The organism is Mycolicibacterium septicum DSM 44393, from assembly GCF_000455325.1.
Taxonomy (GTDB): domain Bacteria; phylum Actinomycetota; class Actinomycetes; order Mycobacteriales; family Mycobacteriaceae; genus Mycobacterium; species Mycobacterium septicum.
Map to the genome: position 1 here is coordinate 542,397 of NZ_HG322953.1, position 21,028 is coordinate 563,424.

Annotated in this window: 21 protein-coding genes and 1 tRNA gene; 12 read left to right on the forward strand and 10 right to left on the reverse strand. The window is 66.7% G+C overall.

All coding sequences use genetic code 11. From position 1 onward, the window contains the following. The first annotated feature begins 12 nt into the window (after positions 1–12). Positions 13–699: a YwaF family protein gene (locus tag TX88_RS29395; protein WP_044523260.1), complete on the forward strand. Its 687-nt coding sequence runs from the start codon at positions 13–15 to the stop codon at positions 697–699. On the opposite strand, the gene TX88_RS29400 is transcribed toward TX88_RS29395, so the two are convergent. The 3 genes from TX88_RS29400 to speB are packed head-to-tail and all read right to left on the reverse strand — an operon-like array spanning position 692 to position 4,728. After that, a complete protein-coding gene (locus TX88_RS29400; RefSeq protein WP_044523262.1) occupies positions 692–2,167 on the reverse strand; it encodes a sodium:solute symporter family protein in 1,476 nt (491 codons plus the stop codon). The two genes, TX88_RS29395 and TX88_RS29400, sit on opposite strands and share 8 nt — an antisense overlap. A gap of 16 nt (positions 2,168–2,183) precedes the next feature. Beyond that, positions 2,184–3,788: a thiamine pyrophosphate-binding protein gene (locus tag TX88_RS29405; protein ID WP_044523264.1), complete on the reverse strand. Its 1,605-nt coding sequence runs from the start codon at positions 3,786–3,788 to the stop codon at positions 2,184–2,186. Next, a complete protein-coding gene (gene speB / locus TX88_RS29410) occupies positions 3,781–4,728 on the reverse strand; it encodes an agmatinase (RefSeq protein WP_044523265.1) in 948 nt (315 codons plus the stop codon). Before speB ends, TX88_RS29405 begins: the two co-directional genes overlap by 8 nt. 270 nt (positions 4,729–4,998) lie before the next feature. Between speB and TX88_RS29415 the strand changes: the two genes are divergently transcribed. Next, a complete protein-coding gene (locus TX88_RS29415) occupies positions 4,999–5,904 on the forward strand; it encodes an Lrp/AsnC family transcriptional regulator (RefSeq protein WP_044523266.1) in 906 nt (301 codons plus the stop codon). Between the two features lie 22 nt (positions 5,905–5,926). After that, positions 5,927–6,754, forward strand: coding sequence for a carboxymuconolactone decarboxylase family protein (locus tag TX88_RS29420; protein ID WP_044523273.1), 828 nt, complete (start codon positions 5,927–5,929; stop codon positions 6,752–6,754). Here TX88_RS29420 and TX88_RS29425 read toward each other — a convergent pair. The 3 genes from TX88_RS29425 to TX88_RS29435 are packed head-to-tail and all read right to left on the reverse strand — an operon-like array spanning position 6,751 to position 9,410. Beyond that, on the reverse strand, positions 6,751–7,950 hold the full coding sequence (locus TX88_RS29425) for a serine hydrolase domain-containing protein (RefSeq protein ID WP_044523284.1): 1,200 nt from the start codon (positions 7,948–7,950) through the stop codon (positions 6,751–6,753). The two genes, TX88_RS29420 and TX88_RS29425, sit on opposite strands and share 4 nt — an antisense overlap. Before the next feature lie 30 nt (positions 7,951–7,980). Further along, entirely contained in the window at positions 7,981–9,012 is a 1,032-nt protein-coding gene (locus TX88_RS29430; protein WP_110918224.1) for a threonine aldolase family protein, read from the reverse strand. 17 nt (positions 9,013–9,029) lie between these two features. Next, entirely contained in the window at positions 9,030–9,410 is a 381-nt protein-coding gene (locus TX88_RS29435) for a phage holin family protein (RefSeq protein WP_044523294.1), read from the reverse strand. A 94-nt stretch (positions 9,411–9,504) separates the two neighbouring features. Here TX88_RS29435 and TX88_RS29440 point away from each other — a divergent pair. Next, positions 9,505–9,578: transfer RNA gene (locus TX88_RS29440), tRNA-Ile, on the forward strand. 177 nt (positions 9,579–9,755) lie between these two features. After that, complete coding sequence (locus TX88_RS29445) at positions 9,756–10,463, forward strand: sensor domain-containing protein (RefSeq protein ID WP_044523305.1); 708 nt, start codon at positions 9,756–9,758, stop codon at positions 10,461–10,463. A gap of 248 nt (positions 10,464–10,711) precedes the next feature. Here the strand turns inward: TX88_RS29445 and TX88_RS34635 are convergent, their stop codons facing one another. Beyond that, positions 10,712–10,867 carry a hypothetical protein gene (locus tag TX88_RS34635; protein WP_110918226.1) on the reverse strand — a complete coding sequence of 52 codons (156 nt, stop codon included), beginning with the start codon at positions 10,865–10,867 and terminating at the stop codon, positions 10,712–10,714. Positions 10,868–10,976: 109 nt separating this feature from the next. Here TX88_RS34635 and TX88_RS29450 point away from each other — a divergent pair, with 109 nt between their 5' ends. Then, positions 10,977–11,558: a nucleoside deaminase gene (locus tag TX88_RS29450; RefSeq protein WP_084622245.1), complete on the forward strand. Its 582-nt coding sequence runs from the start codon at positions 10,977–10,979 to the stop codon at positions 11,556–11,558. 16 nt (positions 11,559–11,574) lie between these two features. Here the strand turns inward: TX88_RS29450 and ponA2 are convergent, their stop codons facing one another. After that, a complete protein-coding gene (gene ponA2 / locus TX88_RS29455) occupies positions 11,575–14,037 on the reverse strand; it encodes a transglycosylase/D,D-transpeptidase PonA2 (RefSeq protein ID WP_044523308.1) in 2,463 nt (820 codons plus the stop codon). A gap of 174 nt (positions 14,038–14,211) precedes the next feature. Next, positions 14,212–14,700 carry a hypothetical protein gene (locus TX88_RS29460; protein ID WP_110918264.1) on the reverse strand — a complete coding sequence of 163 codons (489 nt, stop codon included), beginning with the start codon at positions 14,698–14,700 and terminating at the stop codon, positions 14,212–14,214. A 254-nt stretch (positions 14,701–14,954) separates the two neighbouring features. On the opposite strand from TX88_RS29460, the gene phoA reads away from it, so the two are divergent. From phoA to TX88_RS29485, 6 genes are all read left to right on the forward strand, one after another. Further along, positions 14,955–16,454, forward strand: coding sequence for an alkaline phosphatase (gene phoA, locus TX88_RS29465; RefSeq protein WP_044523314.1), 1,500 nt, complete (start codon positions 14,955–14,957; stop codon positions 16,452–16,454). 170 nt (positions 16,455–16,624) lie between these two features. Next, positions 16,625–16,969, forward strand: a complete 345-nt coding sequence (locus tag TX88_RS29470; RefSeq protein ID WP_162563231.1) for a hypothetical protein — start codon at positions 16,625–16,627, stop codon at positions 16,967–16,969. 74 nt (positions 16,970–17,043) lie between these two features. Continuing rightward, a complete protein-coding gene (locus tag TX88_RS34405; RefSeq protein ID WP_162563219.1) occupies positions 17,044–17,184 on the forward strand; it encodes a hypothetical protein in 141 nt (46 codons plus the stop codon). Positions 17,185–17,276: 92 nt separating this feature from the next. After that, the gene (locus TX88_RS29475) at positions 17,277–18,134 is read left to right on the forward strand and encodes an SDR family NAD(P)-dependent oxidoreductase (protein ID WP_044523319.1); all 858 of its coding nucleotides are present in this window, start codon (positions 17,277–17,279) and stop codon (positions 18,132–18,134) included. 9 nt (positions 18,135–18,143) lie between these two features. Further along, complete coding sequence (locus tag TX88_RS29480; RefSeq protein WP_209447120.1) at positions 18,144–19,217, forward strand: NAD(P)H-dependent amine dehydrogenase family protein; 1,074 nt, start codon at positions 18,144–18,146, stop codon at positions 19,215–19,217. A 10-nt stretch (positions 19,218–19,227) separates the two neighbouring features. Continuing rightward, positions 19,228–19,845, forward strand: a complete 618-nt coding sequence (locus TX88_RS29485; protein WP_044523324.1) for a TetR/AcrR family transcriptional regulator — start codon at positions 19,228–19,230, stop codon at positions 19,843–19,845. 4 nt (positions 19,846–19,849) lie between these two features. Here the strand turns inward: TX88_RS29485 and TX88_RS29490 are convergent, their stop codons facing one another. Then, the gene (locus TX88_RS29490) at positions 19,850–21,025 is read right to left on the reverse strand and encodes an FAD-dependent monooxygenase (RefSeq protein ID WP_044523327.1); all 1,176 of its coding nucleotides are present in this window, start codon (positions 21,023–21,025) and stop codon (positions 19,850–19,852) included. Between the last annotated feature and the right edge of the window lie 3 nt (positions 21,026–21,028).

The window sequence follows — 21,028 nt, forward strand, 5'->3', positions numbered from 1 at the left end:
AGGGAGGCCGATGTGCTGTCGGGGCGGCAATTCACGGCTTACGGTCCGTCGCACTGGGCCGCCATCGCCGTGTTTGTCGTCGGGGCGGTGCTGGTGGTCTGGCTCGGCCGCCGTCAGACCGAACGCCAATCCCGGCTGTTCGGCCGCGTCCTCGGTGCACTGACGGCCGCGATCTACGTCGCGATGCTCGCCTACACGCTGATCCCGCCGTCCATCGAACGGTCCGTGCCATTGCGGTTGACCGACCTGGCGACTGTCGTCGGCGCCTACGCGCTGTGGTCGCAGCGACACTGGGCGTTCGTGCTCACCTACTACTGGGGTCTGGTGCTGAGCACGCAGGCGCTGATCTCACCGGTGCTCAAGAGCCCGGATTTCCCGCACTACGAGTTCCTGGCGTTCTGGTCGATTCATCTGCTCGTGGTCTGGGCGGCGATCTATCTGACCTGGGGCCGGGGCATGCGCCCCCATTGGCCTGACTACCGGTTCGTGGTCGTGGTGACGGTGGTGTGGGCCGGAGTCACCATGGCGTTCAACGGAATCGCGGGGACCAACTATGGGTTCCTCAACGCCAAACCCGCCACCGCATCGCTGCTCGATCTGATGGGTCCGTGGCCGGTCTACGTCCTGGTGGCCAGTGCGTTGGTAGCCGTGGTGTGGGCACTCATGACCTGGCCGTGGGAACGGCGCGAGGCTAGGTAGCGGCCACCTCGTCGACCTCGGCGGTGTCGCGCCCGGCCAGTCGGTCGTCCCACACCCGCAGCACCTCGGTGGACGTGCGGGGAGTCGCCAGGCTGACAACAACGTAGGTTATCAGGCTGGACACCAGGCCGTAATAGATGGGCTCGTTGGCCAGCACGTCACCGACGACCGCCATGGTGCCCAGCGTGACGAGCGTGCCGACCGCCATCGCCGCCAACGCACCGGCACCGGTGGCGCGCTTCCACAGGAACCCGCCGAGGATCGGCACCAGCAGGCCGCCGACGAGGATGTCGTAGGCGATGGTCAGTGCACCGACGACGTCGTTGAGCAGCGCGGCGATGATGATGACGATGATGCCGAGCACCGCGACGTAGCGGCGGTCGGAATGCACGTCCACCTCCGGGTTTTCGGCCGCGGCAGGGCTGCGGCCCACCATGCGCAGCAGCAGCGGTTTGATGTCGGTACGGGCCACCGTGGCGGTCGCGATCAGCGCGCCCGATGCGGTCGACATCATCGCGGCGACGGCCGCGGCGAGCACGATGCCGCTGATCCCCACGGGCAGAATCGCTTCCGCGATCTGGGCGTACACGTCGTCCTTGGCCTTGACGTCAGGCATGAAGGTCGATGCGGCCAAGCCGATCAACGCCCCAGCGATTCCGTAGAACACGCAGTAGAGCGCAGCCGTCGTTCCACCCCATCGGGCGACCTGGGGGGAGCGTGCGGTGAACACCCGCTGCCAGATGTCCTGTCCGATCAGCATTCCGAAGCTGTAGACCACGAAGAACGTGATGATGGTGTCGGTACCGATCGCGGTCAGGTCGAACACCGCATCACCGGCGCGCTCTCGGATGCCGTCGAAGCCGCCGGCCCGGTGCCAGGTGAACGGCAGCAGCAGGAAGAACACACCGATCGTCTTGAGGACGAACTGGACCATGTCGGTCAGGGTGATGGACCACATGCCGCCGATCGACGAGTACAGCATGACGACCACGCCGCCGATGATCACAGAAAGCGTTCGGCCCGTGCCGAACAGCACGTTGAACACCGTCGCGTAGGCGATGGTCGAGGTGACTGACAGCATCAGCGTGTAGGCGGCCATGACCAGGCCGGAGGCCGAGGTCGCGTCGACTCCGTAGCGCAGGCTGAGCATCTGCGCGACGGTGTAGACGCGAAGGCGCTGAATGGGTCCGGCGAAGAACAGACTCAGGGCCAGCAGGCCGATGGCGATCGCCACCACCAGCCACATGCCGGAAACTCCCCACTTGTAGCCCAGGCCCACGCCACCGACGGTCGAGGCACCGCCGAGCACGACGGCCGCCATGGTGCCGGTGTACAACGTCGGCCCGAGGCGTCGGCCCGCGACCAGGAAGTCCGCGGAGTCCTTGGTCCGGGACTTCCCCCAGAACCCGAAGGCGAGCATCGCGAGGAGATAGATCACGACGATCGCGATATCGACTGGTTTACCCACGATGTCAATCCTTCGGTCAGAGGTGAGTGGGAGCGAACATCTTCAGCACTGCGGGCAGGACGACCACGGCCGGACCCTCGGTGCCGAATGTGGCGGCCACGATCTCTCCGATGTTGTCGGGCGTGGCGGTGTGCGCGGGGATCCCGAAACTGGCTGCGAGTCGGGCGAAGTCGGGGCGGGCCAGTTCGGTGGCGGTCGCGGTGCCGAACTCGGCGGTCATGTACTCGCGAAGGATGCCGTAGCCACCGTCGTCGACGATCAGCCAGGTGATGTTGGCGTCGTGCTGACGGGCGGTGGCCAGTTCGGCGATCGAGTACATGCCCCCGCCGTCACCGGACACCGCGAAGGTACGCCGGCCGGTGGCGATCGCCGCGGCGAGCGCGGCCGGAAACGCGAAACCCAAACCGCCTGCGCCCTGGGCGGAATGGAACCCACCGTCTTGCGGGTCCCACACCGACCAGGCCCAGTAGCCGGCAATCGTCATGTCCCAGAAGGTGTGGGTGCCCGAGGGCACCGCGGCGCGGAGGTCGGCCATCAGCTGCAGTTCGGTGGACACGTCCTGACCGGCAAGCCGGTCCTGCACAGCCTTTCGCAAGTCGGCCGCCCGGGCGGTGCCCGCGGCGTTGTCGCGCGATTCGACCAGATCGGCCAGCGCGCGCATGGCCTGCGCGGCGTCCGCGTGGATGGCCAGGGCGGGGTGGTTGGCCTCCAGCACGCGCGCCTCGGCGTCGATGTGGATGAGCCGGCCCCGCGGCGCGAAGGTGAAGTAGTTGCTGGTGACCTCACCCATCGCGGTGCCGACGGCCACCAGGACGTCAGCATTCTCCAGCATCTCGGTGGTGTAGCGGTCCTCGATCCACGAGGCGGCCGACAGCGGGTGGTCGAAGGCGATGGCGCCCTTGCCGCCGACCGTGGAAACCACGGGGGCGCCCAGCTTTTCGGCCAGTGCCACCAACGCGTCCGGGCCGCCGGGGGAGCGACGTACGCCACCGCCGGCCAAGATGACCGGCCGCTGCGCGGAGTTCAGCAGTGCCGCGGCTTCCCGGATCAACTCGGACCGTGGGGCACGGTGCGTCGGCGTCACATCGAGTTCGGCCACCGGCGGCACCGTCGTCGGCTCCAGCAGGACGTCCTGCGGGATCTCCACCCAGGTCGGCCCGGCCGGCGCCGAGCGTGCCAACGTGTAGGCGTCGGCGATCAGGCTGGGGATCTCGGCGGCGTGGCGCACGGTGGCAACGCTTTTGGTGACGTTGACCGCGCTGGCCTTCTGATCATCGAGCTGGTGCAGCATGCCGCGGCGCAGGCCCATGCCCGATCGCGGTACCTGGCTGGCGATCACCAGCACCGGCACGCCGGTGGCGTAGGCCTCCTGCAGCGCGCCCAGCGCGGTCAACGCACCGGGACCGGTGGACAGGAACAGCACGCCGACCTCGTCGGTGACCCTGCTGTAGCCGTCGGCGCCGAACGCGGAGTTGTTCTCCACCCGCGAGCTGACGAACGTCAGGTCACTGCGCCGGATGGCGTCGAACAGGCCCAGCGCGTTCTGGCCGGGGATACCGAACACATGCGAGACGCCCAGCGCGGTAAGGGTTTCGACGACGAGGTCGCCGCCGTTACGCATCGGGCCCCAAGGCCAGCAGGGACACCAGGTCGTAGGCGACGTGGGATGCGGCGACACCGGTGATCTCGGCGTGGTCGTAGGCCGGGGCGACCTCGACGACGTCGGCGCCCACCAGGTTCAGCCCGCGGAACCCGCGCAGGATCTCCAGCAGCTCGCGGCTGGTCATGCCGCCGGCCTCGGGGGTGCCGGTGCCGGGGGCGTGGGCCGGGTCGAGCACGTCGATGTCGATCGACACGTAGACGGGCCGGTTCCCGAGCCGCTGCCGGAGTTTGTCGACAACCTCGCGCACGCCTTGGTAGTACACGTCGGACGAGGTGACGATGCCGAACCCGAAGCGGCGGTCGTCCTCGAGATCCTTCTTTCCGTACAGCGGCCCGCGGGTGCCGACGTGCGACAGTGCCTCGGTGTCGAGGATGCCTTCTTCGACGGCGCGGCGGAACGGTGTGCCGTGGGTGTACTCGGCGCCGAAGTAGGTGTCCCAGGTGTCCAGGTGGGCATCGAAGTGCACCAGCGCGACGGGGCCGTGCTTGGCGGCGGCCGCGCGCAGCAAGGGCAGCGCGATGGTGTGGTCACCGCCGATGGTCACGAGTTTGGTGCCGTCGGATGTGAGGTCGCGGGCCGCGCCCTCGATGGTCTCGATGGCCTCGTGAATGTTGAAGGGGTTCACCGCGATATCGCCGGCATCGGCGACCTGGATGAGCTCGAACGGGGACACGTCCATCGCTGGGTTGTAGGGGCGCAGCAGGCGTGAGGACTCGCGCACGTGGGTCGGGCCGAACCGGGCGCCCGGCCGGTAGGAGACACCGGAATCGAAGGGCACCCCGGCCACGACGACATCGGCCTTGGTCACCTGGTCGAGACGGGGCAGGCGGGCGAAGGTGGCCGGGCCGGCGAAGCGCGGGATCTTCGATGCGTCGACGGGGCCGATCGGGGCGGTCATGCTGTCACTTCCTCTGCGGTTGGGCGCGTTCAGGTCTGTCGTCACTCGCGGCGATGACGCATTGCCCGAAGTGAATGTGATGTGCGTTACGGTAAACCCGCAGATCACAGCGTGCAATCGATTCGATCGTGACTATTGCGTCGATAGTTTTGATATGCCTGCAGTGCGCGTCATTAAGATCAGAAGGAGCGTCTTCTGAGCGCTTCAGCGATCTTTTTGCCGGTAGATTTGTGAGGAAAATTCTTCGACGGAATTTCAGGCGGTGCCCCGATGGACGAGGTGGACGAGGCGATCATCAGCCTGCTCGAAGGTGATGGGCGGCTGACTCACCGCGATATCGCCCAGCGCGTGGGCCTGTCGCGATCGGCGGCGGCGGCCCGGACCCAGCGCCTCATCGACGGCGGTCAGGTCGTGATCCGTGGAGTCGTGCATCCCGCGGTGCTCGGCCGTGGCGCCCTGGCCCATGTGAGCGTGATGGTCGACGGGCCGGTTGCGCCGATCGCGGCGAGTCTGGCCCAGCGCGTCGACGTCGCGTTCCTGTCGCTGACGAGCGGTGCGTACGGGTTGATCGCCGAGGTGCGGGTCGGGTCGATCCGAGACATCGACGCTGTGATCGCGGAGTTGCGCGCGATGGCGGACGTCGTGGGTGTCGACACCCTCACCTACGTCGAGGTACTGCGCGACGTCGTCGGCCCGGTCGGTGACGTCAGCGTCGAGGTCGACGATCTGGACCTGGCCCTGCTGCGCGCGCTGCAGGACGACGGACGGGCCTCGTATGTGGATCTTGCCGAGACGGTGGGACTTTCACCCGCGGGAGCGCGACGGCGGGTGGTGCGGTTGGTCGAGTCGCAGGTGGTGCGCATCGGTGCCGTGGTCCGGCACTCCGGGCAGGACCGTCAGAGTGCGCTGGGCCTCGGTATCCGGCTGACCGGAGCGGGGGACGAGGTGGTGTCGGCACTTCGGGGCATGCGGTCGGTCATCTTCGTGGCTCGCACGCTCGGCCGGTTCGACCTGCTGGCCACGGTGCGGGCGTTTTCGGCCGCGCAGTTGGTCGAGATCCTCGACGCCATCCGGGCGCTGCCCGGGGTCGGCGTCGTCGACAGCTGGGTCCACCTGGACGTGGTCAAGGAGAGTTACGCCTCCGGTTTGGAGGTGCTGGAATCGGGGCCCGGGTAATCGCACGACGGCGCCCGTGTTGATGGATACTGCCGGTGTGTCTGCCGATGTGCTCAGTGAGTTGACGGGCCTGGTCGCGGTATCGCCGCCGCGGCTGGCCGATATCAATGCCGCGGTGCGTGAAGTGTGTGCCTCGACGCTGGGGCTGCCGCCCCTGCCTGCCGAGACCCGCGGCGGCGCCGTCGACCCGCTGGTGACCGAGTTCGCCGAGCAGTTCAGCATCGACGTCACGGGCATCAACACCGCGCAGCGGGCCGCGTTCGCCGATCTTCTCGGGCGGGACGTGTTCACGGTGACGACGCTGATCTATGTGGCCGACTTCGTGCCGCGGATGCGTGCCGGGCTGTCCGCCCTGGGCGTGGCCTGGCCCACCGGCCCCGTCGTCTGGGACCACGACACCAACCCGGCGGACCATGTGCTGGACACCTTCGTCCCCGCCGTCGGCCGGCTGCGTGACCTGGACCCGGTGACCTCCGAGATCGTGCGGCTGCGCGGGGCGCGCCAGCACAACTGCCGGCTGTGCAAGTCGCTGCGGGAGGCCGCAGCACTGGAGGCCGGCGCTACCGAGTCCGACTATGACGGCATCGACGACTTCGAGAACTCCGAGCTGTCCGATCGCCACAAGGCCGCGCTGCGCTATGTCGACGCGCTCATCTGGACCCCGGCCCAGGTGTCCGGCGACGAACTACGTCAACACTTTTCGCTGGAAGAGGCGGTCGAGCTGACCCTCGACGTCATGCGCAACGCGTGCAACAAGGTGGCCGTCGCACTGGGCGCCGACGCGGCGCGCATCGACGAGGGCACCGAAGAGTACCGGCTCGGCGCCGACGGGCAGCCGATCTACAGTTAACCCAGGTTCAAACCGGTGTAGACCTGGTCGAGCACGGTGGGCAGCAGCGCGTTGGCCGTGGTCTTACCCTCCGGGGACAGCGTCAGGTTCGTCCAGATCACCAGCGCCACATCGTTATCCGGGTCGAACCCGATGAACGAGTTGAACCCGGGAAGTTCGCCGCCGTGGTAGTACATCGCCGCGTGCGGCCCGAACCGCTGATAGCTGATGCCGTAGCCGTACTGCTGGCCGTCGGGGTGGTCCGGATCCTCGGGGCGCAGGCTCTCGCGCCATCGCTGGGTGAACTGGTCGTCGAAGACCGTGCCGGTGACGAGTGCCCGGATCCAGATGGCCAGGTCGTCGGCGGTGGAGATGGCACCGCCGGCGGCGGTGGCATAGGACGGATTCTGAAGGGTGTAATCGATCGGCTGCAGCGTCCCGGCTTGCGCCGCGGCCACCAGATCCGCCGGATAGGGCTCATCGACCAACGCGTACAACGTCTTTCCGTACATGTAGCCGTGCGAGTAGGGCTCGGGCATCGAGGTGTCGCCGGCGGCAGGCAGTGTGGTGTCGTGCATCCCGAGCGGGCCGAACAAGCGGCGGTCGAACTGCTCGGCCAGGGGGCTGGCGCCGGCCTTTTCTGCCGCCAGGCCCAGCAGCGCGTAGTTGGTGTTGCAGTACTCATAGGTGGTGCCGGGCGGCGCATTCGGTGGATGGGCGAACGCGATGGCCAGCACCTGTGCCGGGGTCCAGGGCCCGGCCGGGTCGGCGTCGAGTTGGGCCGACAGTTGCGGGGCGAACGTGTAGCAGTACAGCCCGCTACGCATCGTCAGCAGATCGGCCAGCGTGATGGCGTTGCCGTTGGGTACGTCGAGGACGTAATCCGAGATCGGATCGTCCAGCGTGAGCTTCCCGTCTTGGGCCAGCAGCAGGATCAGCGCGGCCGTCATGGTCTTGGTATTGGAAGCGATCCGGAAGTGGGTATCGGGTTGTGGGGGTGAGGTCGTGCCCAGTTCGGTGGTGCCGGTCTTGGCGGTGAACGTGCCCTGCGGGGTTTGCAGCAGAGCCAGTGCTCCCGGCACGCGCAGTGCGGTGGCGGCGTTCTCCACGACCGTCTGAAAGTTGGCCGCGTCGATTGTTTTGAGGGCGGGCGGCGCCGGCGCTGAACAGCTCACGAGGGCCAGTGCTGTTGCGACGACGAGGCGCGACGCCTTCATGGCTTCATGGTCCCGCGCCGGGGTCCGGTGCTACACCGTTTTCGATGCCAACAGTCCTAGAACACCGTCGACTTCGGCTTCGGTGGTCGCCCACGAACAGACGAACCGCACGGTGGGCTGCAGGGGGTCGGGCCGATGGACGGCGTAGCCGGACGCGACCGCGGCGTAGGCGGTGGGGTCGAGGTCGACGAATATCTCGTTGGCTTCCGTGGGGGAGGACAGCCTCAGGCCGAGTGCCTGCAAGCCCGCGCTGAGCCGGGCGGCCATCCGGTTGGCGTGCGCCGCCGTCTGCAGCCACAGCCCGTCGTGCAGTATCGCCTCGAACTGGGCCGCGATGAAACGCTGCTTGCTGGCGAGCTGACCAATCTGCTTCTGCACGAAGTGGATTCCGTCGAACAGCTCAGGGCGGCGGACCAGGATCGCGTCGCCCATCAACATACCGTTCTTGGTGCCGCCGACGGTGACGATGTCGGCGTCGGCGATGGCAGCCGGCGCAGAGATGTCCAGCGCGGCAATCGCATTGCCGAGGCGGGAGCCGTCGATGTGGACCAGCAGGTCCAGATCGTGGGCGTGGTCGATGAAGTCCTTGATGGCCTGCGGGGTCCAGACGCGGCCGTTCTCGGTGGACTGGGTGATGGTGACGATGCGCGGCTGCGAGTGGTGCACCGGCCCGCGGCGCGCCACCTGGCTGTCGAGCAGGGCCGGGTCGATCAGACCGTTGTCACTGGGCAGCTTCGTCACCGGAGCGCCGGACAGTCGGACCGGGCCGCCGGCTTCGTCGACCAGCGAGTGCGCGATATCGCTGCACAGGATCTCCTGCCACGGCCGCACTGCGGAGGCCAGCGCGATGATGTTGGCCGCCGTGCCGGTGAGCGCGAACAGCACCTCGGCGCCGGGGGAGTCAAACGCAATCTTGATGGCCTCGGCCGCACGCCGGGTGACGGGATCGTTCCCGTAGGACGCGACGGCGCCGTCGTTGGCCGCGACGATCGCGTCGATCACCTTCGGGTGTGCGGGCGCGGCATTGTCCGAGGCAAACGCATGAGAAGGCACGTCCGCCATGATCCCACCGACGAGCGCTACTTCGAGGCGACCTTCTTCTTGACGAACAGCGCCGGCAACACGACCGTGGCCACGGCCGTGACCAGCCAGACCACCACGGTGGCGGCGATCCAGGAGCCGATGCCGCGGATGCTCAGGCCGTGGGTCAGCACCGAGGCCAGGATCAGCGCGACCAGCGTGGAGACCAGCCCGATGCCGCCCAGGAATGCCGAGGCGTAGCGGCTGGCCATCTTGAGCAAGAACGGCGACAGGATCGCCTGTGCGACGGCGAAGATCACCACCGCGGTGACGAAGCCCCATGCCGACACCGAGACCCCGGGGACCAGCCACGCGGCAACGAGCAAGCCGATGGCCGACGAGCCCAGGAAGATCGCGATGCGCAGCAGAAAGCGGATCATGGGGTGAGCGTAGCCGCGACAAGCCTGCCTGCGGCCCCTGATTGGCGTCTGTGCCTGCGGCGTGTGCGACCATATTGCCGCGCAGATGCGCTCGGGGGCGGTAGCTCAGTTGGTTAGAGCCGGGGACTCATAATCCCTTGGTCGCGGGTTCGAGCCCCGCCCGCCCCACTTAATAGCCTGTTCCACCTCGCGGTTGGTGGTGTTTCGATAACGGTTTCGGAAAGTCTTTGACGATTACGACAAATGTTCTGCGGTAAGTACGCTTTCGCTGTTTCCCTGGATTTATCCATTACGGGTCGACACCACCCTGGCTCGATGTGGCGGCGCAGAAATGGGGGAACGAGAATGCGCACAGCGACCACCGTGATCACCATTGCTGCTGCTTGCGCCCTTGCCGCAGGCTGCGGTCAGTCAACGGAACAAGCGGCCGAGAATACTCCGACCACGCCGATGATCACGTCGTTTCCTCCAACACCGCTCAGACAGAAAACGCTGCCCCGATTGTTGCTTGCGCCCGAACAGATCAACGCGGCAATGGCCGCGGGGGGAATGGCCGTCACGGGTACCGACTCTCGAATGTCAGATGACAGCGGAACGATGGCGCCCCGTGAGTGCCTCGCGGTCGACGGCGCCGCGCAGGCGCCCGTGTATGCCGACAGTGGGTTCACCGACGAGCAAGAGGTGTCGCTGAGCGAGCCGGACGCCCTCGCTCACTATGCCAAGCAGGCTGTGGTTCGATTCGCCGACGCTGATCAGGCCAGGGCCTTCTACAACTCCTCGGTTCAACAATGGCCGGCGTGCAAGCACTACACCCACACGCAGACCGGCACCCTGTGGGACGTGGGGCCCATCTCGACCGACGGCGGTGTACTGAGCACGGTCACCACCCAGTCCAACGCCCAGGCGGGCGGGTGGGCTTGCGGTAGGGCGTTGACCGCGAACAACAACATCGTGGTCGACGTCAATACCTGCAGCGCCAACCCTGCCGACTCGGCTGTCAAGATCGTCAAGCAGATTTCCGCACGGATCGACGCACCGCCGATAATTTCGTAGGCCTGCCCTCCGAGTCGGGCTCTGGTGTATCTGCTTACGAATGCTGTGGCGAGTGTGTAGGTTTCGTCGCCGATCCACGGCGATCGCCGAGTTAACCTACACACTCGCCACCGGATTGGCTCCGACATATCCGGTCACCGTTCCGGAATGACTGCGTAACCGCAGATCGTGAAATCTGTTGCTTATCGGCAGGTTACGGTCCAGGTGGAACGGGGCCGGGAGCCGTCACGCGGGCGTTCGCAAACCCGCTAGAACCAGACTTTTCGCCCACCCACCGGACGCCCGACGGCGCCGAGTATCCACAGGATGATCCCGATCACCAGGAGGATGCCACCGATCGTGTAGAGGATCGAGATCCCGGCGAAGTAGCCGATCAGTAAAAGAACGATGCCGAGCACAATCATGGTCTGTCCGATCCTCTCGAGAGCAACTGAAGTGTTGTCGGCGACAGGAATTGCCAGAACCGTCGATATTCAAACCTACGGCGCTTCGGCGCCGCTAGCATCCTCGACCATGGCGAATCTGCACCGGCGGACGGTGTTGCTCGGGGCTGGGGCGTTGGTCGGGCTGGCCGGGGCGACGGGCGTGGGTTCGGGGCAGGCCCATGCCGAGCCGGCTCCCAGCGATGCCGACCTTGCGCTGCTGCGGCGCACTTTCGCATTGGCGCAGGACGCCCGGCGGAGCGGCAGCGCTCCCTACGGTGCGCTGGTCGCCGATGCAGGCGGCGCTGTGGTCGTCGAGCGCGCCAACACGTCGGCACTCACCGACGGTGACCCGACCCAGCACGCCGAGCTGATGGCCTCCGCGGAGGCATGGCGGGTGCTGGGCAACGACGGGATGAATCACGCGACGCTGTATGCGAGCACCGAGCCGTGTGTGATGTGCTCGGGTGCTGCCTACTGGACCGGGATCGGCAGGGTCGTCTACGGCTTGTCGGCACGCCGGCCGTTCGAGTTCACCGGCGACAACCCGAAGCAAGGCTCGTTCGCACTGCCCTGCCGGGACATCCTTCTGCACGGTCAGCGGGCGATCACGGTGATCGGCCCGCTGCTGGAAGATGAAGCGGCGCAGCCCCATGAGGGTTATTGGCGTTAGCGCCCGGCTCCCGGCGTCACGCAGGGGGCGGCGGAGGTGGTGGCGGCGGCGGTGGCGCCGGCAGGGTTATCGGCGGCAGCCCGGGGATCTCGATGACGTTGGGCGGTGGGGGTGGCCCCAGCTCGTTGAGCGTTGGTGGCGGCGGCAGTTCGGGTCCGGGCACATATACCGGCGGCGGCGGTGGCACATACCCGGTGCTGGTGTTGATCGTGATGATCGAGCCGGGAATGGTCCTGCCGCTCGGCGTCGTCCCGATCACCGAACCCTTGGTTGCGTTGCTGTTGACCGGAGTGGTTCTGTCGGCGACGCGGAAACCGGAGTCCAGCAGGCGTTTACGGGCATCGTCGACCTTCATTCCCGTGACGCTCGGTACCTCGCCGCCCGGGCCACCGTCGACATAGCGCGGGTCGGTGGGAGGCAGGGCGATGGGACCGAAGTCGTCGGCGACGGGACTCATTGCGGCATACCAGGTCAAGGCCGGCTCCGTACCGCCGAACAGGGTGCCGTCGCCGCATTTGCGTAACGGGTACGAACACAACCCCGACGGGTTCGAGGAGTCGTCGAAGACGTAGTTTGCGGCCGCGTACTGGTTGGTGAAGCCGAGGAAGCCCGATGACCGGTGGGCCTCGGTGGTGCCGGTCTTCCCGGACATCGGCAGTTTCCAGCCGACCGAACTCGCTGCGCCGGTGGCGGTTCCGCTCGAGTGATCCTTGCCCAGCGCGTTGGCCAACGTGTTGGCAAGGCCTTCGGGTACCGCCTGGTCGCAGGGGACGGTCTGCACACCCACCTCACGGCCGTTCCGATCGAACATCTTGTCGATCGGGTTCGGTGGGCACCAGGTGCCGCCCGAGGCGAGGGTCGCCCCGACGTTGGCCAACTCCAGCGCGTTGAGCTCGAACGGGCCGAGGGTGAAAGATCCGATGTTCTGCCGCTTGACGTAATCGGCGATGCTCTCGTTGGAGTCGGGGTTGTAATCGCGGGCACTGCCGGGTTCGGCATAGGACCGCAACCCCAATCGGACAGCCATGTCCACCGCACGCGGCACCCCGATCTGTGAGATGAGTTTGGCGAACGCGGTATTGGGCGATTGCGCCAGGGCGTCGGTGACACTCAGTGGGCTCTTGAAACCGTGCGCGTTGCGCACACACCAGGTTTCCCTCGGGCAACCGGGGGTGTCGCTGCTGCCCAGGCCCTTGCCCATGAATGTTCCGGGAACGTCGAGCTGAGCGTTGATGCCCATTCCCATGTCGAGGGCGGCGGCCGTGGTGAAGATCTTGAAGATCGATCCGGCGCCGTCACCGGCCAACGAAAAGGGTTGCGGTTGCACGGTCTGGTTGGCATCGAGATTGAGTCCGTACGTGCGGCTGTCGCCCATCGCAATCACTCGGTGGGTGTCCTTGCCCGGCGTGATCACACTCATCACGCTGGCGACTCCGGGGGCGTTGGGGTCCGCGTACTTCTCGATGGCCGCCATGACACTGTCCTGCACCTTGGGATTGAGCGTCGTGCGGATCAAATACCCGTTGCGCGCGACGTCCTGCATGGTCAGGCCTGCGCGCGCGAGGTAATTCAGGACGTATTCGCAGAAGAAGGCGCGGTCGCCCGCGGCGATGCAGCCCTGCGGAAGCGGGTCGGCCTGGGGGAGCACTCCCAGCGGTGCCGCCTTCGCGGCGCGCAGCTCCTCGGCCCGGTCCGGCAGATAGTCGATCAGGGTGTCGAGCACGAGGTTGCGCCGGGCGAGGGCACCGTCCGGGTTGGTGTAGGGGTTAAGTGCGCTGGTGGACCGCACCACGCCGGCCAACAGCGCGGCCTGCGGCCACGTGAGGTCCACAGCGTCGACACCGAAGTAGGTACGCGCCGCGTCCTGAACCCCGTACGCGCCGTTGCCGAACGACACGAGGTTCAGATACCGAGCCAAGATCTCCCCCTTCGGGAGTGTCTTGTCCATCGCGAGTGCTATCCGGATCTCCCGCAGCTTGCGTGCGGGACTGACCTCGACCGCCGCGCGCCGCTCGGCATCGGTCTTCGCCTTGACCAGGAGGTTGTAGTTCTTGACGTACTGCTGCTCGAGGGTCGACCCGCCGCGCACGTCGTCGATGCCCCGCATGTAGCCGAAGAGCCCGTTCAGCGTTCCCTGGACGTCGACGCCGTTGTGCTCGGCGAAGCGCTTGTCTTCGACCGACACGATCGCCAGCTTCATGGTGTCGGCAATCCGGTCGATGGGCACCACCCACCGACGCTGCTCGTACAGCCATGCGATGGGTTGGCCCGAGGCGTCGACCATGGTGGTGACGATCGGTGCGTCCCCTTTGAGGACCTCCGCGGAATCCTGTGCCACCGTGTCGGATAGCCGCGCCGTCATGATCCCGACACCGCCGACGACGGGGAACATCAACACCGCCGCGAGCAATCCGGCCAGCACACAATGCATGGCCAGGTTGGCAACCGTAGACCGCGACCGCGGAGACGGGCCGGACATGCCCTCTAGCGTAGGGCGATCAACCGTGGTCGATGTATAGATCGCACGCAACACGTTGGCTACGTTGTGATTTCAGAACGCCCGACGGGCGAATCTGATGGGCTGTCGGCGGCCGGCATCCACCGCTATCGGTGTCGCGGTAATCTGCCGCGCAACTGGCGCGAGAGTGCGTCGCTAACGATCGCTGCGACTGCAGTTGGGATTCGCCGGCTTCGCGGGCCAGGTGCACACGTCGATGTAGGTGCTGTTGGCATATCCGCCGCCGTCGAAGACGCCGTAGGCGTCACCGTGCGTGCCGGTGTAGGTCGCCCCGCCGCCTCCGCCACCGCTGGAGGAGATGATGGTGGTGAGCGCCCAGCCCTTGCCCTGCAGCGCGTTCTTGTACGCGGTCATCACGGCGTCCGGAGCGCCGTTGACCTGGTAGTGCAGGTGGATGCCGCCGTCGGCGATGTCGTCGGGACCTTTGGTCTGCTGGACGTCGGCCGGTGTCGGCAACAGAGACGTCAGTGATTCACCGCCCGCGGCCGCGCTGGTGGTGACAGTGGTGGCCGGAGGCGCTGTCGTGGTCGTGGCTGCGGCCTTCTCGGTCACCGGGCTGCACGCCGTGGCGGCCAGGCCGATCGCGATCGCCCCGAAGAGGCAGGTTGTGGTGCGCTTCGTCATGGACATCCCCGTTCCTGTTTGCCGCACGGTATCAACGCGGGCAAAGGTGGTTGGACGATATTGACGCGACCAATTGCCAGGTAGTTCCCATGGCAAATACGTGTCGCGGCTGTTGTGGCAACTGTCGGTCCCGATAGCCCGGCTATCTGTTTGATTGCCGTTACCCGGGTGTCGACTGTCGGGCAAACATCGGTTCACATGCAGCTTCAACCATGTTTGGGCTTGACGGAGATGACGAGGATACGGAGACATGGATGACTCGCAGGCGGTACGTGGTGGCGGCGTTGGTGTGTACGGCAGCCCTGGCTGCGGCCTGCGGTGGAGGCAAGAACGACGACGCGTCGTTGCCGCTGCTCGACCCCGCCGCCAAGGGCACGTTGTCCGAGCGCGGCGGTGCAACCCGCGCCGGCGATGATCGCGCCGCACTGATCGCCGACTCCATCAAGAACTCCGGCGCGAAGAACGTCATCCTGCTGATCGGCGATGGCATGGGTGATTCGGAGATCACCGTGGCCCGCAACTACGCGCACGGCGCCGGCGGCGCCTTCCCGGGGCTGGACGCGTTCCCGCTGACGGGGCAGTACACCCATTACTCCTTGGACAAGAGCGGCAAGCCGACGTACGTCACCGACTCGGCGGCCGGCGGATCGGCCTGGGCCACCGGCACCAAGACCTACAACGGTGCGATCGCGGTGGACATCCACGGCAAGGATCAGAAGACGCTGCTGCAGTTGGCCAAGGAGGCAGACAAGGCCACCGGCGACATCACCACCTCCGAGATCCAAGACGCCACCCCGGCAGTTCAGCTCGCCCACGTCACCGAACGGGACTGCTACGGACCTGACGAGACGACCAAGGACTGCCCGTCCAACGCCCTGGAGAAGGGCGGTAACGGCTCGATCACCGAGCAGCTGCTGGCAACGCGCGCGGACGTGGTGATGGGCGGTGGCGCCGAGACCTTCGCGCAGGTCGCCAAAGCCGGTGATTACCAAGGCAAGACGCTGGAAGTTCAGGCCAAGGAGCGCGGCTTCACCATCGTGCGCAACGCCGACGAACTCGACAAGGCGGACAAGGCCGACCAGGACGCGCCGTTGCTCGGCCTGTTCGCCGATGGCAACATGCCGACCCGTTGGAGCGGACCGGTCGCCGGCAAGGGCGGCTATCTGGAACCGGCTGCCGAGTGCAAGGACAACCCGGACCGCGGTGCCTCGGTGCCCACGCTGGCCGCCATGACCAAGAAGTCCATCGATCTGCTCAAGGGAGACGGGGACGGCTTCTTCCTGCAGGTCGAGGGCGCCTCGATCGACAAGCAGGACCATGCCGCCAACCCGTGTGGGCAGATCGGCGAGACCGTCGATCTCGACGAGGCCGCCAAGGTGGCCCTCGATTTCGCCGAGGAGAACAAGGACACCCTGGTCATCGTCACCGCTGACCATGCGCACAGCAGCCAGATCGTGGAATCCATGAGCGTCGAGGATGTCCATGACGCCGCCACCGAGGCCAAACTGCCCTTCGAGGTCACCCGCGGCGCCATCTACCCGGGTCTGACGCGGGTCCTGCGCACCAAGGACGGCCAGAACCTGACCGTCTCCTACGGCACCTCGGACAACCTCGATGCGATGGACCAGGGTCACACCGGATCCCAGCTGCGCATCGCTGCCTACGGTCCCGGCGCAGCCAACATCGTCGGTCTCAGTGATCAGACCGACCTGTTCTTCACGATGGTCCGCGCGTTGGGCCTGAAGGAGAACTGACCTCCTGCGAGCGCGGCAGCGTCTCACAGCCGCTGTCTGGCAAAGACAAAGGCACGCCATAGGGTGCGATTTGTGACGGTGTCGTGCCCCAAATGTGACCGTTGCAGACCAGTGTTTCCAAAGTGACTCAAGTGCAACAAATGCACTTCACGTCAGATCGGGGAAACCAGATGTCTGCATACAGCACCTTTGGCCGACGACTCGGGTATGCGGCGTTGATCCTCGCGGGTCCGTTGGCGGTCCTGGCGGTGAGCAATGCGTCCGCGGCAGCCGCACCGCGGACGCCGCTCGCCACCGACGAGCAGGCGCCCGCGGTGCCGTTCGACCCCGGCGCGTTGGTCAACGCCATCGATGACTACGCATCGCTGTTGTCGATACTGACCGGCGGTCACAAGGCTCAACCCGGTCTCGGCGCCCCGGTCGGTACCGTCCGACAACCGGCCGGCATCGTGCAACAACCGGCCGGCGCCTACCCGATGATCCCCGGGGTACCGATGTTGCCAGGGGAGCCGTGAACCCGATGCCCCCACGCACCGTGTATCCGATACCAAGCCGACAACGGTCAACCAGAGGAACGGAGTGAGCCGCCGTGTACATCAGCCGAACAGTTGACGCGCGCACCGCGCGGATCGCCCTCTCGCTGATCCGTTGCCCCATCAAGAGCCGGCGGTATCCCGCCAAGCAGGAGCGCTTGGTCACCCCGCAGGAAGCGGCGCTGCTCGCGCGGTAGCCACCGGCGAACCGGTGAGGCCATCCCGCTCCATGGTCAGGCCGGTAGTGCACCATTGCCGCCAAAACATTAAACGTGTAATTTTCTGGCTCGTGGCAGCACTCGAAGGCAAAGTCGCCATCGTCACCGGAACCAGCCGCGGTGTGGGCGTCGGCATCGCGCATGAACTGCTTCGCGCCGGGGCGACCGTCGTGGGGTGCTCACGGTCGGCACTGCCGGAAATTCCGGGGATCGAGGATGCCTGGCGGGATCGGTCTGCCCAGTTGGTCTGCGACCAAGGCGATTACCGCGCGATCGATACCTTCGTGCAGCAGGTGACCGACACCTACGGCCGGATCGACATCCTGATCAACAACGCCGGCGGCACCGTTCCCTCCCCGCACGCCGAGGATGTCCCGGCCCTGGTGTCGCGGATTCAGGGTGCCCCGTCCTCCGATGACGACTTCGAGCGCACCGCGCTGTTCCACGCGTTCGCCGTTCAGATGAACCTCATCAGTCCGATGTGGTTCGCCGTGAGGGTGTTTCGCCAGATGAAGACCCAGGACGGCACCGGGTGCATCGTCAACATCTCCAGCGGTGCGGGACACCCGGCCGGATCGCCGACCTTGGTGTCGTACGGCGCGGCCAAATCCGGCCTCAACCAGCTGACCCGCTCCCTGGCCGAGGAGTGGGGCCCCACGGCACGGGTGAACTGCGTTGCGCTCGGGCCGACGATCACTGAGAACTTCCGCTCCTTCGTACTGCCCAAAGACGATCCGACGGGAACGAAGTACTTCGACGCCGTCCCCATGAAGCGCGGCGGCGAACCGGCCGAGGTCGGCCGGACCTGTGTCTTCCTCGCCTCCGGCGCAGCCGATTTCATCAACGGCACCACCATAGAGATCGACGGCGGCATGCTCCCCGGGGTTCTCTACGAGGCCGGTCTCAAGACCATCACCGACCTGCTCTGAGGAGATCCCTTGTCCCGTCGCGTCATCCAGTTCTCCACTGGCAACGTGGGTCGGCACGCGCTGCGCAGCCTCATCGAACGCCCCGATCTCGAGCTCGTCGGAGTGCATGCGTCCGGTGCCGGAAAGATCGGGCGCGACGCGGCAGAACTGTGCGGCATCGACGGAGCGACCGGGGTGATCGCCACGGACGACATCGACCGATTGGTCAGCCTGAGCGCGGACTGTGTCGTCTATACGTCACAAGCCGAAACCCGCCCTGCCGAGGCGCTTTCCGACATCACCCGGTTTCTGCGGGCCGGCACGAACGTCGTCGGGACCTCCTTCGTCTGGATGGTCGCACCCGATCAGGCCGGGGAATGGTTGAGCGGACCGCTGCGGGAAGCCTGTGCCGCGGGGAAATCGACCCTGTACATCAACGGGATCGATCCGGGTTTCTCCGGGGACACGCTCGTCTACACCGCCCTGAGCCTGGCGGCGCGCGCCACTGCCATCACGGTGCAGGAGGTCTTCGACTACGGTTCCTACGACGACGCCGAATTCACCGGTGCCAGTTTTGGTTTCGGAGAACCTGCTGACCACAGCCCGGTGATGTCCCTGCCGGGCGTGCTTGCCTCCATGTGGGGCGCGCAGGTTCGCGCCCTGGCCGACGACCTGGGTGTGACGCTCGACGAGGTCCGTGAGCGCTGGGAGCCCTGGGTCACCTCTGAGCCCATCGAGTGCACCATGATGAATGTCGACCCAGGGCAGGTGGCAGCGGTCCGGTTCGGCGTCGAGGGGATGCGCGACGGCGCAGCGGTCATCACGATGGAGCACGTCAACCGATTGACCGAGGCGGCGGCGCCGGAATGGCCGTACCCGCCCGACGGCCACCCCGGTGTGCATCGCGTCGTCATCGAGGGCAGTCCCGGCGTCGAGATCAACACCCACGTCGGCGGGCCGGGCGTCGACCACAATGAGGGTGGCGTGATCGCCACTGCGGCGCGCGCCATCAACGCGATCGACACGGTGTGCACCGCGCCGAGCGGCATCCTCGCCGCGCACGACCTGCGCCCGCTGGATCACCTCCGCGGGGTGATGTGGTGACATCGCGACCATGACCGCGCCACGTCGGCCCGCCACCGGAAGCCAGGCCCGTGCCGAACGCACCCGTGCGGCGGTGATCGCCGAAACGGTGCGCTGCATCCTGGACGAAGGATTCACCCCACCCAGCGTCCGGCACATCACCGGGCGGGCCGGGGTGACGTGGGGTGTGGTCCAGTACCACTTCGGCGACCTCGACGGTCTGCTGATGGCCGTGGTGGACAAGGGATTCGGCGATCTGGCCGAAACGCTGGCCGACCTACCCGCCTTCGATGAGGGGATGACGACCCGGGCACGCACCGAGCTGATCGTCGACACCGTCTGGCGCGCATTCTCCAGCCCGGTGTCGATGGCGGCCCTGGAGATCCTGATCTCCACGCGGGGGATGCGTGACAGTTCGGCCAACACCCACCTGGCCGAGCTGATGCAGCATCTCAACCGGCTGGGCTCCCATCTGGCCGAAGGACTGTCCGCGCCGAAGGGCGCCGGGATCGGAAATTTGATCTGGGCCACCCTGCGGGGCCTGGTCGTGGCGCAGATGGTGTGGCCGACGCCGGTCGACTCGTCGAGGGAGCTCGGGACATTGGTCGACGTCCTCGCCGCCTACATCGAGACGGAGCAGCCTTCCTGACGGCTCAGGCGGCCTGGCCTGCGTTCTCGGCGACCCGCTCGGCGTCGTAGGTGTTGATGGCGACGCTGTCGAGGATCGCTTGCAGTTGCTCCGCCTGTGCGTGCGGGGTGAGTTCGGTCGAGCGGTAGATGTGTCCTGCGGCGCGGGCCTGCCGGCGCACGTGGCCGGTGCGGTCGATGCGCAGGTTCTCGTAGTGCCGCAGCCGCGTGCCGATCTCGCCGGGCCGCGCGTCGCGCAAGACGACGGCCAACGTCATCGCGTCTTCGATGGCCTGGTTGGCGCCCTGGCCGAGGTGCGGCGTGACCGCATGGGCACTGTCGCCGAGAAGGGTGATCCGATCCGTGGACCAACGGTCCAACGGTTCCCGGTCGTAGATTCCCCACCGGAACGTGGAATCCATCGCGTCGATGATCGATGACACTCTCGGGTCCCAGCCCCGGTAGGCAGCCGCGAGTTCGGCCACATCGCCAGGGGCGGTCCATGATTCGGTCACGGTGAGGTTGGTGGGGACGAATGCGACGATGTTGATCAGCTCGCCGGCGGACACCGGGTAGGCCAGGAAACTCTGCCGGGGGCCGAGCCACATCGAGCTGGCATTCATGTCGACCACTCCGCGCAGCCGGTCGGCGGGAATCAGCCCGCGGTAGGCCATGATTCCCTCGCTCACGGGTGCGGCCGGGCGCGTCACCTTGCCCTGCAGCCGCGAGTGGATGCCATCGGCGCCGACCAGGAGGTCCGCGTCGACCGTTGTGCCGTCGGAGAATTCGACCCGGACCCCGTCGCCGTGCTCGGTGGCCCCGACGCAGGATCGGCCCAACTGCAGGGCGTCGGCGGGCAGCGCGTCGGCCAGCACTTTCTGGAACTCGCCGCGGTGCAGACACCAGGTGCGTGCCGGGTCCCCGAAGCCGAGCGTCGACGGCTCGCCGGCTATCGGCTCGGCCTGCCAGGTGCGGAACTGATAGTGCGTGACCGGACCGGCGATCGCTGCCACCGCATCGCCCACGCCGAGCTTGTTCAGGATGCGGGATCCGTTCGTGGCGATGGCGACCCCGGCGCCGAGCGCCTTGAGCTCGTGCGCCTGTTCGTACGCGGTCGCGTCGATGCCATTGGCTCGTAGAGCAATTGCGGCGGTCAACCCGCCGATACCCGCGCCCACGACGGCAACTCGAAGTCCGGTCATGAG